General features: G+C 46.9%; 10 protein-coding genes. All 10 read right to left on the bottom strand.

The window, feature by feature from the left end:
- Positions 1–2: 2 nt before the first annotated feature.
- A complete protein-coding gene (locus IPP66_12010; protein ID MBK9926000.1) occupies positions 3–1520 on the bottom strand; it encodes a glycosyltransferase family 39 protein in 1518 nt (505 codons plus the stop codon).
- Positions 1521–1576: 56 nt separating this feature from the next.
- A complete protein-coding gene (locus tag IPP66_12005; GenBank protein ID MBK9925999.1) occupies positions 1577–3595 on the bottom strand; it encodes a twin-arginine translocation signal domain-containing protein in 2019 nt (672 codons plus the stop codon).
- Positions 3588–5432: a sulfatase-like hydrolase/transferase gene (locus tag IPP66_12000; GenBank protein ID MBK9925998.1), complete on the bottom strand. Its 1845-nt coding sequence runs from the start codon at positions 5430–5432 to the stop codon at positions 3588–3590. Before IPP66_12000 ends, IPP66_12005 begins: the two co-directional genes overlap by 8 nt.
- Positions 5433–5439: 7 nt before the next feature.
- Positions 5440–7281: a sulfatase-like hydrolase/transferase gene (locus IPP66_11995; protein ID MBK9925997.1), complete on the bottom strand. Its 1842-nt coding sequence runs from the start codon at positions 7279–7281 to the stop codon at positions 5440–5442.
- Between the two features lie 54 nt (positions 7282–7335).
- A complete protein-coding gene (locus IPP66_11990; GenBank protein MBK9925996.1) occupies positions 7336–7953 on the bottom strand; it encodes a hypothetical protein in 618 nt (205 codons plus the stop codon).
- A complete protein-coding gene (locus tag IPP66_11985; protein ID MBK9925995.1) occupies positions 7950–9791 on the bottom strand; it encodes an alkaline phosphatase family protein in 1842 nt (613 codons plus the stop codon). Before IPP66_11985 ends, IPP66_11990 begins: the two co-directional genes overlap by 4 nt.
- Positions 9792–9806: 15 nt before the next feature.
- On the bottom strand, positions 9807–10043 hold the full coding sequence (locus IPP66_11980; GenBank protein MBK9925994.1) for a hypothetical protein: 237 nt from the start codon (positions 10041–10043) through the stop codon (positions 9807–9809).
- A gap of 38 nt (positions 10044–10081) precedes the next feature.
- Positions 10082–10660 carry a sulfotransferase domain-containing protein gene (locus tag IPP66_11975; GenBank protein MBK9925993.1) on the bottom strand — a complete coding sequence of 193 codons (579 nt, stop codon included), beginning with the start codon at positions 10658–10660 and terminating at the stop codon, positions 10082–10084.
- A gap of 24 nt (positions 10661–10684) precedes the next feature.
- Positions 10685–11959 carry an NAD(P)/FAD-dependent oxidoreductase gene (locus tag IPP66_11970; GenBank protein ID MBK9925992.1) on the bottom strand — a complete coding sequence of 425 codons (1275 nt, stop codon included), beginning with the start codon at positions 11957–11959 and terminating at the stop codon, positions 10685–10687.
- 64 nt (positions 11960–12023) lie between these two features.
- Positions 12024–13094, bottom strand: a complete 1071-nt coding sequence (wecB, locus tag IPP66_11965) for a UDP-N-acetylglucosamine 2-epimerase (non-hydrolyzing) (protein ID MBK9925991.1) — start codon at positions 13092–13094, stop codon at positions 12024–12026.
- Positions 13095–13096 lie beyond the last annotated feature (2 nt).

The following is a 13096-nucleotide window of genomic DNA, read 5'->3' as shown; positions in this document are numbered from 1 at the left end:
GATCACTTTTCGACGAGCTTATAAAGGTCGTAATCTCCGAAACTAGCGGCCCATTCATATTGACCTTCTAGTTCTTCCGCCGAATATATCTTTGTCCACTTGGAGAATTTACCCACAAGTAGATACGCCGGGTGTTCGGCTTGTACAAAATCATAACGATCATGTACAGGGTCGCCGCCATAATAGACCTGGTTTACAGCAACTGCAAGCAAAGCATTAGGCGGGTAGTGATAATTATGATCGGTCAGAAAGCCAATTTCAGGCTCCCAAGTCTCTATCACTGCACCTTGTGGGACATTTTCATTGATATAAGCAGACATTTGTTGTGCATAAGCGGGACCGGGTGCAGCAATTTCAAGAACTGTCTTCGCCAGTGGAATCAAGATGATTAAAAGCAACCAAAGGGAAACTGCAAAGCGAGGGGCGTTTCGTATCTCGAACAAGGAATGAAACCAACCTTTGCTCCAGTCGAACTTAAAACCATTTGCAATTTCTGAAAACAAACGAGCAATGAAGATACTGGACAACGTAAGGCCAAGAAACGCATATCGTACCCATCCGATGGATGCAACCACATACCAAACCAGGTTCAAGGCTACGAGAAGAAAAATCACGCTCCACTTTTGGCCATCACGGGTGCGAGGCAAAGAGATAAACAATCCATAAAATACTGCGGGAATCAATGCGCCTAAATACGCCGCACGAGATGTTAATTCGCCAAAATTGGCAGAAAGCTGGGCAAGGTTGAAATTGAAAGCTGCCCCTTCTGCGGTTGTCCGCAATAACGCCAAGTTCTCCATAGCTGTAGAAGGGCCCAAATATTGAAGTGTGAGCAACTGCCAAATTCCAAAACTACCGGCCGCAATAATGCCCGGCACAAGAAAATTACGATGAGAGGATGTCTTGTAGTAAAAAATATCCAGTCCCCATGAAAGGATCAATGCAGGAGCAAGGAACAACAAATATTGATACTTGGTGATCATTGCCAGCCCAAAGAGCAGGCCGATCAGAGATAAACGCTTCCAATCGTTTTCATTCCATTTGGAGAACCACAGATATAAAGCAAGGAGCAGGAAAAAGAGACCCGGCACCTCACCAAGCAACTGACGGCCATATTCCAAAACCAATACACTACGAGAGGAAAGCATCAGAGCGATGGCAATCCATGCCACCCATTTCCCAGAGAGAAACTCAACCAACCGGTAGAATGTAAAGATGGCGGCAAGAAGATATAACGCCATGACGATGCGTGCTTGTAATAAACCTACCCCAAATAACTTAAACATCGCCGCAATGGGAAGCATGACTGTAGGGCCAACCCCGATGGTTGGGCCATAATAGCGGAACCCTTCACTGCTAATATCGGCATACACCCCAAATTTAACCAATGTTTTAGGTACGTGCAGATGCGACCCCTCATCGAACCAGGGTGACGGAAAACGAGTCAGGTTATGAAATACGAAAAAATAAACAGCCAAAACGCCCAACACCGACAGGAGTATCCTTTGGTTTTTTGACATTGGCTTCCCTGATAAATTCGACATAATTGCATATCTCCCAAACTACGAGTTGATTTCTATAAATACGCTGCTTCAATCATATGTTCCTGCGCTTTGACAATAATAAGCGCATATTCTGCACCGCTTAGTACGAGACGAGTATCTATCGAAGTCGTTACACTATCCACGCGAATTGTGGAAAGTGATTTATCAGCAATTGCGATGGGAAGCAGAACTGTCAGTGTGGAATCAGATTGATTTAACGGAAGCAGATTGAAGGTCAGGGTTGAGGCGTCCGCATCCCAAATCACATCTGCAAAATTAGATTCGTGCCTCAGGTCTGTAAAGTCAAGCCATTCTTGAGCAGAGAGGATCGGCACACCAAGTTTATTTGCTTCATCCAATGTGCCTTCCAAAAAGGCGCGACCTTTTTCAGCGGGGTCGCCCACCAATTGAAAAGGGTCTACATGGAACTGCCCGCCAATTGCACAATAATCACCGTTCACTGAACGATCGAGCATGTATTTAGAAACTTCCACGGCTTCCTGTGCAGTTAGTTGCGGCCAGCCGCCCCACCCGGGCACATCCATGGGAATAAGATGCTCATCAGCGATATGCGTATGTTGTTGATAAAGGTCAATGATACGACCCTGCTCGTCAACGAACTTCATAGGACGACCGCTTCCGGTAAGATGACCGTTCACCCATTCGCCGTTCTTCTTTTGCAGTGATGGACCAACATGATAATAATCAAAGTTCATGCGCATGCCGTAAGTCGCCTGCACCTGTGCCGTTTCCATCCAACCCGTCCAAAGAATGCGATGTGTGCGGACCGTTTGAGAGAGAGGCTCATATCCTCTGCCGGTGAATTCCTTCCAATACAACATCCACTCTTCTAGACCTGTCTCCACATACGGATGCAATGTGATCTCATGTCCGCGTGCGCGCCACTCGTTCACCATGAGCGGGGTTGGCGAACCAAATTCTTCGCCTAAAAGATTTGAAACAACGGGAACATGATCGGTCAGCCAAAAACGAGACCAGCGTGCTGCACGTCCTACATCACTTACGATCTGCGGCGAATAGTAAACAGTAAAGTGCCCGCCACGTTGATCCACGATCGTTAAGACTTCTTCGATGAAATTAGCGGGGTTACTATGCGAGTCACCTGTCGCGATCAATACACTCTTTTTATCTTCAGGGAAATACCATAAACGCGGCAACGGTCGCTTGCTCAATTGCGCAAGGATATTTGCAAACAATCTTTGCTGTTCATCAGCCTGCGGGATATGAATGCGTTCGAGGTCTATCCAATCTACGAACATATCCACAGTACGAACGCCGCTCAAACCGTCAACATCCTTGTTGGCTTGCTCTGGGTTCCCTTGCCGCATGTACGCAATGCTCTTCGCAAGGTCGAAAGCAAATGCAACAGCAAAGCCATCTCCAACCTGATTGATCGAAATCGCAGGGTGTTCGGTGCCCGTATCGCGGTCTGAATACAATGACGCAATACGTTGTGCGCCAACAAGATTATATAAATTCACATCCTCATGCAATTGCATGGTGGATGAATTGATCCCTTTGCTCGCAGGATAACTATCATCAGTCTTGATATATCCTTTGGACAAAGTGCCTTCGCTTCTTTCCAAGCCGAAAACTGAATCTAAACGATCAGCCGGTTTCATGCTGACGAGTCGTCCGCCTTGCGAAACATAGGTTTCGAACATATCCAATTGCGGAGCAGTTAATGGAGACTCAGCAAGGATGGCAACGTCATACTTTTCGAGCGAGGCAGGCTGAAGTGTGGAAAGATCCGTTGTATGAAAACAGTTCAAGCCTTCAGCACGCAGAATCTCGGTGAAATACATTCCAAACGGATTTGTCGAATCCTTGTTGACGATCAACAGGATCGGTACAGAGCCATTCAGATCATCTGTATGAACGGTCTCGACATAAGGAGAACGCTCAATTGGTGCATCCCCTAATGCTGTACGATATACACCAACTCCCAATGCGGCAGGCACAACCACGGCAGTACCAACACCTGCCAGTTTGAGGAAATCCCTGCGGGTTAGATTTCTTTTTTTATTCATGGGCTTTGAACAACTCGCCTATAAGATTCTTGAGATAGTTCCTGAATTCATCAACAACCGTCTGTGATGAAGGTTCGGATATGATGTTGTTTTCTTCCAACGGGTCTTCGCGCCAGTTATACAATTCTTCACCGAACTTCTCATGGACAATATATTGTTGTTCTGTCCCAATCACTGACTTCATCTCACCATGCGTAGACGGATTCTGTTCAGCCGCCCCTGAAAACTGTGCCACTTCAGAGATAGGATCAGGCCAATCTGCGGGCACATCATCACCAGACATCAAAATGGCAAGAGAAGGGCCAGGGAAAGGATCATTATTACTTGAGCCGATCAAGGACAGGATGGTCGAAGGAAGGGCAGTGAGAGTCACAGGGGTATCGATGGATTTCCCAGATGGGACATGCCCCGGCCCCCAAACAATCAACGGAACATGAATTTCATTCAAATACAAAGATGCGCTGTGTTGGAGCAACCCATGTTCACCCAAAGATTCACCATGGTCAGAAGTAAGGATCACAATTGTATTTTTAGACAGCCCACGTTGCTCAAGTTCACTAAATAACGCCTTGATCTGGTCATCCACATATGAAATCGAACCATCATAGGCGTCGATCTCGCTTTGTAATTGTTCAGGAGTTAGGTCAGGGTGGTATCTTTCCATAAATCCGTTGATCAAACCACCAGGGTTTGGAGACGATGCATACTTGCTTCGATACGGCTCCGGCGGGGTATATGGGTCATGTACATCAAAATAATTGATGAAGACAAAGAAGGGTGTGTCATCCTTATCGATCCAATTGAGAACAGAACGGTTGATATCTGGGGCAAGGACGCGGGTTGGTACACCTTCGTAGTTCAAGGCCTTCCGCAAGCCATAGAAGTCAAATAAAAACCCATACAAGGATGAATTGAAAAACGCATCCGGCACAGACTTGTAATTGTCTTCAAAATGTAGAAAGCCGCGCCCAAATCCCTGACGACGCGTGAAAAATTCTGTATTTCCCGAAAAGGCCCCGCTACGATATCCATTGGATTGCATGACTTCACCAATGGTCGGATAGGTATTATCTAACGGCTTCGTCTCTGCTTGATGTTCGTAGGTGTAACGTCCTGTCAACATGGAAGCGTGAGAAGGTTGTGTCCATGAAGCAGACGAGATGGCATTCTCAAAACGGACACCTTGTGCCGCAAGGCTGTCAATAAAGGGGCTGGTATCTCGCTTGTATCCATAGGAAGAAAGATGATCCGCGCGAAGAGTGTCCACAATAATGACGATCACATTTGGCGTTTCTGTTTTAGCCAAAGGCAACTTTGATGTATTTACTTTTTCGTTAAGCCATCCCCCACCCTGAATCACCACGAACAGAGAAAAAGCCACGCCTGCCAGCCACGGCAATATTTTTTGAAGCCCCGCTGAAGCTGCAATTTCTCGCTTCATGATTGGATTGAAAACTTGAATGCTGATCCCTATCGCAAGGATAAAAATCGCAACCAACGAAATTTTTCCAAACAAAACAATAAAGATCCAGTCGAACACAGCAAGCAGGATGAACACAAACCACGATACTTTTCTGATCGGCAGTCGCGGAAGAAGCCAGCCCGCCAACGCAAAGAAACCACCCGCCAACGCGAACAAGATCAAATCCACCAACGGAGCGATCCATAATGTTTCGTACCAAAAGGCGCGGTTCTGCAGACGCCACGTCAAGAGATTAGTTTGATGCAGGCCGAACAGTAATATTCCCTCCACCAGACCAGTGATTAAACCCACTGCGATAGCAAGTGCGAGAGTTTTCTTTGTAAAAGCTATGATATTTTCCTTTGCAGTCATCATTGTAGGCTCATTTATTATCGTAAGGCCAAGTCAAACCAATTTTAGCAAGGGCATCCAGGTAATAACTCTTAAGTTCATCCAACACAGTTGGGTTTTGTTCAGCAAGATTATGCTCTTGGTCAGGGTCTTCGTTTAGATTGTACAACTCAACGCCATTAAATTCGTGCTCGATATATTGCCAATCCGTGGAGATGACAGACGTCATATCACCTTTGATGGAAAGATGATTCGGGTTGACCCAACTGGATTCTGCCATTTCAGCGATCGGGTCCGGCCATTGAGCCGCTGCAGTCGGGTCGGTCCATAATTCCGCCAATGAAGCGCCGGGAAATTCCTTCTGATCTGTATATCCAAGCATATCCAGCAATGTGGCAGGGATAGAGGCATTCGAGACAGCAACAGGGATTCGAACTCCTTGTGGGATCGATTTGGGTTGCCAGATAATCAGCGGAACATGGATCACCGGCTTGTAGAGAGAATTATGATGTTCCCAAAGACCGTGTTCGCCAAACATCTCGCCATGATCCGATGTGACCATCACAATGGTGTTCTCGAGCACACCACGCTTTTTTAATTCATCCAACAAATTCTGAATCTGTTGGTCAGTATAGTATATCCCGCCGTCATAGGCATCAATCTCACCCTGAATTTGCTCAGGAGTTTTAGGGTTGTAAATATCGGCTGTCGTCCAATCCGTATTCACCAAGCCACCAGGATTTTTCAAATCCGAGAACATGCCACGGTCAGGAGAGATATACGGTGCATGGACATCAAAGTAATTGATAAATACAAAAAACGGACGCTCAGAATCCTGGCCAATCCAATTGAGTGCAGATCGATTGATCGTTGGCGCCCAAAGCCGATCTATTTTGAACTCCATGTTCAAAACTTTATGCAAAACATAGTATTCTAAAAAGCGGCCATAGACCGAGCTTACTGTTAATTGTGGAACCGTCTGATAGTAATCTTCAAAATGAGCAAAGCCGCGTGCAAACCCCCATCTTTTCGTGACGGTTTCAAAATTTCCATTGAATGCACCAGTGCGGTAACCGCGTGCAGAAAGCGCTTCTGCGATGGTGGGATAGGTATTATCAAGAGTTCTTCCACCATCTGCCTTATGTTCATAAGGCCAGCGCCCGGTAAAGAGTGATGCATGAGATGTCAAGGTCCATGAGGAGGTGGAATAGGCATTCTCGAACAAGACACCTTCGCTTGCCAGGCGCGTCAAATTCGGATCGGTAGTACGTGTATATCCTTGAAGTGACAAATGATCTGCACGTAAGGTATCCACGACGATCACAAGAACATTCGGAGCAGATGCTTTTGCTTGTGGCAGGTTCCGCACCGTGGACCATTCCCGGATCCAGTTGCCGCCTTGAATGATAATAAAAAGAACAAGTGTAAAAACGCCAATCCCTTTTACAGTTCTTTGTACAAAAGGAAGGAATTTCTTCTCACGTTCATATAAGAGAAGCGACAATTGATAGCCAACACCCGCCACAAGGATGCCGATATAGGCAGGGCCTATTCTGCCGGATAGATACGACAATATCCATGGGAAGACCATCAAGAATGAAAACACAAGCAACGCAAATCTTTTAGCCCACACCTGCGGGAGGAATCCAGAAGCAAGAATTAGGAACGCACCAGCGATCAAAAAGAACAACAGATCAAAGAGCGGAGCAACCCACATGACTTCCCATGAGGAACCAAGGTAGGTGATCTGTCCTTTCAACAATTCAAATCGTTGAAAGATAAACAGCAATACCCCTTCTACAAGACCTGTCAATAAGCCAAACCAAATCGAATAATAAAGAATATCAATCGCAATTTTTTTGTTGAATTTCATTGCTTTTACCCATAATAATAAGTTCAGGCCACACTATATGTGTGACCTGAACAACTAAACGTATCCCAAACCACTCAAACGATCCCGAAGGATCTCTTGCTCGTCGGCCGTCAAACCGGATGTGCTATTTAACTCCATGCCCGCCACCCAGGATCTCCCCTCTGTGGCAGAGGGAAGCGGATACCCGGTGAGTTGCACCAATGTAGGAGCAATATCAGAAGATGAACCACCCTTGTGTTCTCCGCTGATCGGGTTGCTCGCAGAGACAAGCACAAAGCACCCTTTCCCAAGCACTGTGATCACCGTGTCATCGTCCAATTCCTGAAGCGCCTCACCCAACTCATTGTCGAGGCGAAGGTAATCGTCGCTGGACCAGTTATCGGCGGGGAAAGAGGCGGCGGTGAATTGGAGATAATCCCAATCCCCTACCGAGAGTTTTTCACGTAAGGTGACAGGATCACTCGTGTCCACACAAAGCTTCTCAGCCTGCTGGAAATATTCGGTCAATGTAAGCGTATGGCTTTCCTGACGTGCCAGTACATTCCATTCGCCAGAACCGCTCAACTCACCAAAACATCCCATATCCATCAAGCGGTGTAGATTCTCAAGGCGGTTGTCGCTGAACAGGGTTTTGGGCTCAGCACCCGGGAAATTCAATACAAGGACATTCATGATAAAAGATCGCTCCCTTCCATTTCGGCGCCCTTTGGCACACCGAGTGTATTCAAAATCGTTGGCGCAAGATCAACCAGACTCGGCGACTCTGTTCGGAATTTTCGATTCATGAACAGCACACCCGAAGACAGTGCGGGATCAATGACATGGTCACCGCCCCAGCGTTTATGGTTGTCTTTGAAGATGCCTTGAGGCACACCACCCAACGGTGTATCCCATGAGACTCGATATCCTTCGGAGAAATTGACAAGCAAATCAGGAGCTTCCTCCAAATATGGACCTCTATACACCTGCTCGCGTCGGACTACGCTTCGAACTGCCACAGTGCTTCGATCTGGATCCACCAAACCAGTTAATCCACTTACGATCCCTGTACGCGTTGCTTCTGCTTCATCATTGCTCAGAATGCCGTTACCTTCGCGTCCTTTGATATTGAGGAAGATACATCCCAACCCCATGGCATAGGCCTTGGTCTTATCCCAATCCACATTTTCGAAGAAGTCACCACCATCACCGGGTTGGGCACCAGACTTCAATGCAAGGTATCCGTTTTCATACAGCCATGTGTTAACGTTCAATCCACGCTGGAATGAATTCATACCGTGATCGCTAAGAACAATGAAGAGAGTGTCATTATCTACATACTTCATCGCTTCGCCAATAATCGCATCGCATTCACGATAATGTTCTTCAATTACATTTGCGAACTCAGGGTTGTAACCATGCGTTCGATTGGATGGATGATCGGGTTCGCGGAATCGCCAGAACATGTGGGCAAGGCGGTCTGGCGTATCGAACAGGCAGAAGAAATATCCACTTTCAAGCCTACCCAATTCAAATTCCATCATCCTGCGGCGTTCGCGCATCACAACACGGCACTGCTCAAGATACGCGGCCTCATCAAAACGATTCAAATTCAAACCATCATGATCTTCGGCCATGCCCGCCGTATAAAAACGTCCGATCTTCATCGCCAGTTCATGAGCATACTCCTTCGGTGAACTGATCGGGAATAATGGTTCCTCGGTCTCAAAGTTTACCGGCGAAGCATACAATTCAAAATCGGGTTCGATCTGGCGTAGGTTGAATCGCACGATACCTGAAACAGTCTGCATCATCCCCACTTTGAATTTGACCTTCAGCCACTTGCTCCACTTGCCAAGTTGCACTTCCAGTTTATCAGGCTGTCCCTGTGATGTGATAACAACCTTGTTTTCTTCTTTGACGATTTGGATGCCGATATCAAATTTGTGATCAGACTTTGTCTTCGGGTCACGCGGACCGATGACTTGCGTAACCACCCGGTCCTTGTCCACGCTGACAGTGACCACCTTCTCGGCTTGGTCGGCATGAACATCCTTACGACTCGAATAAAAAGAAGGAGTACCAAACCCTCCGCGCAGATCAGGCACGCCAACGCCAGAAAGCAAACGTCCCTTAACTTGATCCGGCGGATACGCACACGGCACGCGCAAGATCGTGGATTGCACATCCCTTGCAGACAACAGGTCCCAGAATGGAGTGCCGCGCCGCATGTTCACAACCTTTGGCAACACAAAGGCATTTTTTTGCTCATAACGGCTAAGCGCCATGATGGGAAAATACGTCTTCGGGTCGCGAGACAGGAAGTCGAAGATACCATGCCCGCCGGGGTTTGTGCCGGTCGAGAATGTGGACCACGCAACAGGTGTTTGTGCAGAGTGCGTAGTTCCCAAACGGGAATATCCGCCCTGCTCTTGCAATTTCTGCAAATTAGGCAGCTCACCGCGCGCGATCATCGCCTCAGCGATCTTCGGCTCGAACCCATCTAATCCAATGGCTATGACTTTTTTCATCATTGTGAAATAAGATTATTTGTCCTGCTCTTCATCAACAACATCTTCCACTTCGGGCGGAACTTCATCGGGTAAGCCACGAAGCTTTCGGTAAATCGTTTTTACAAATCTTACGATCAGCCGCCAAAATATCAAAAAGAACCCTGCAATCGCCGCCAGGACAGAAGCCAACGGCATCAACGTCTCTGGCCCCAAATACTGTGCAGGCCGATGCGGCGCGATCAAACCCAAAATACCAAACAATATATTCATGATCTTTTCCTTTCTTGTCTCTATAAATAATAACGATTTTATTTTCTTTCTCGATACAATTCTTTATTAACCACACCTGCCATGCGATTCACATCCATCGTGCCGCCTAAAAAGTCATTGACTTTTTGTAATGAATCAAGCGGATTACCCAGCATGGTATTGTAGTTCACGTACAACACTTCAATATTTGGTTGTTTTGCGATCCAGGCGTTCACCTGCTTAAGGTGCTCCTGATAGATCTTCTTCATCTTCTCATCCTCGACCTTGTCATCCTGCTGGCCTAAACGCCCAAGCATCTTCTTTTGAGAGGAAAGGACTTCCTTCATCGCCCTCTGCATAAAGATGACTTTATATTTGTGATCCGATGGCAGGTTCATGACTAAGCCGGTCACGATCTTGACAACCTTTCCGCCTGCTTCAGGTATCCAATCAAAGTCGCCGTCTGTGAGTTGCTTTACACGTTCAAACTCATAATAGCCATTCGGGTTATTGGCATCGGGTTCACGCAGGTTATCGGTCAGAATGGGTTGTCCGCCAGCCTCAAGCATTTTCATCATCATGGATGTTCCTGAGCGTGGTAACCCTGACACTACAATAATATAATCTTTATTCTCCATCTGTCTCTCCGCTTTAACACAAGACTAATTTTTCAACACAACTTCAGCCGATTCACGAGCATGACGACTGACTGATTCACCATTTGTCAACGCAGGGTAGATCTGAGATGTAGTAGCGAGGAAAAGGTTTGCAATAGGAGTTTTTACTTCAGGGACAAGGTCTATCTCGTTCAGGCCATGAAGCGGCTCAACATAGCGTTCACGATGGATAAGGAAGTACTTGATCGACTTTGTGTCAAAGTCAGGGAACATGGCTTTCAGGTTTTCGAGCCAGATCTGTTTGATCTCGTCATCCGTTTTCTTCTGCCATTCACTGCCTGGAGCAGTGTACTTCGGTAAATACACAAGGTGATAGCCATTCACATACTTCGGGTCAATGAATGCGGTGGTCTCGATCACGCCGGTGAACGGAAAGCGATCATCGGTGATGTTCACAGTCCAACAACCAGTCAACGGACGATTCAAAACGAGCAAGGGCGCGATAATTCCCAGATAATCTGACTTTCCAAGATATTCGTGATAATTTTTATCGGCACTAGGGATCAAGCGCTGAAACACAGGCGTTTGCATGGTACAAACCACCTTATCAAACTTCACAACTTCGTCATTCGTCATCCGAATACCAGTTGCTTTGCCATTCTCAATGACAATTTCCTTGACGGGGGTCTTGAGAAGCACTTCCCCGCCAAGTTCCTTGATCTTTTCGGTCATGGCCTTTATCAAGGTGATATACCCACCGATCAAATGACCAGCCATTTCTTTCTGGTTTGCGCCTTCACGTGTAGACTTCATACGAACAAGGCGTGACCATATCCATGTGGCAGGAACATTATCAAAACCAGCATCGAACTTGGCTTTCAACATCGGACGCCAGATATTCTGGAATGTCACTTTACCACCCCACTTCAACAACCAATCTTGAACACTGATTGACTCGAGGCTTTTCCAATCCCTTGTAAACTGTGCGGCAAGGACTGTCAGGCCAAGGCGAAAACGGTCGATCCAACCTAACGGAGGGAACTTCAGGAAATCGATCATATTGTTCATCGGATAAAGAGCATTCTTGTAATAGAAGCTTGTTTTCGTTTCCTTGAATCTAAATTGATCTACGATACCTAACTCTTCGCACAATTCACGCAAATGGCGATCACTGGAGAGAATGGCATGGTAGAAACGATCCACTTCCGTACCATCTTCCAAGACAAGAGGGCCAGCTAAACCACCTAGCACAGGAGACGCCTCATAAATGGTTACAGAGACACCCTGTTTTGCGAGGAAGTATCCAAGGCTGATGCCCATAATACCTCCACCTATGATTCCAACTTTTTGTTTTGATGTTTGAGTCATGACAAGTTCACTTTCACTAATTGATTGATAAATTCATTTTGCCAAGAATGTCTGCGATCTTCTCACCCGCTTTGCCATCCCCAAAGATCGGAGGTTGTTCAGCAGGGGGCGTGAAGGTTTTCCATTCATTCACGATCGTATCTACTTCCACACCGACCAATTTATTCCATCCCACTTCAACAGTTTCTGTCCATTCAGTTTCGTCACGCATAGTGATACAAGGCTTCTGCATAAAATACGCCTCGCGTTGAACGCCGCCTGAGTCCGTGGCGATTATACGTGCATTCTCTTCCAGCACCATCATATCGAAGTAGCCCACTGGTTCTATCAAGCGGACGTTATCACCAAACTTCACATCGAGCTTCTCCAATGCGCCGCGTGTTCGTGGATGAACAGGGAATACCACAGTCTCACCCACTTGGCTCAAGGCTTTTACGATATTCGCCAAGCGCTGAGGGTCGTCGGTGTTGGCGGCACGATGGACAGTAACAAGCCCATAGGAAGCCGGAACAAGCCCATGTGTAGAAAGAACCGTAGATTTTTGTCGAGCGAGAGGCCGATTGGCAAGATTTGCATCCAGCATCACATCGCCCACCCAGTAGACATCCTTCTTAATGCCTTCGTTCGCAAGCTGTTTGACAGCGGTCTGGCTAACGCAGAAAAATGCGGATGCGAGTTTATCGGCGACGAGACGATTGATCTCTTCAGGCATGCGACGGTCAAAACTGCGTTCGCCCGCCTCAATATGGACCGTTGGGATGTGCAGTTTGCAAGCGGCTAATGCGCCCGCGAGAGTGGAATTGGTATCGCCGCGCACGATGACACAATCAGGTTTCTCTTTGAGAAGCAATTCTTCGAAGCGGATCAACATTTCGGCAGTCTGAACAGCGTGAGAGCCAGAGCCAACTTCGAGGTTGTAATCTGGAGACGGAATGCCCAGTTCATCAAAGAAGGTCTGCGACATTTTATAGTCGTAGTGTTGCCCAGTATGAACAAGGATCTCTTGATGAGTTTTGCGCAAAGCACGACTCACCGGGGTGGCTTGAATAAATTCAGGGCGTGCGCCAACAACAGATACGAAATTCATAA

Source organism: Candidatus Defluviilinea proxima (assembly GCA_016721115.1).
Classification (GTDB): Bacteria; Chloroflexota; Anaerolineae; order Anaerolineales; family Villigracilaceae; genus Defluviilinea; species Defluviilinea proxima.
Note: the sequence above shows the minus strand (reverse complement) of the source record. Positions and strands in the feature narration are given on the sequence as shown.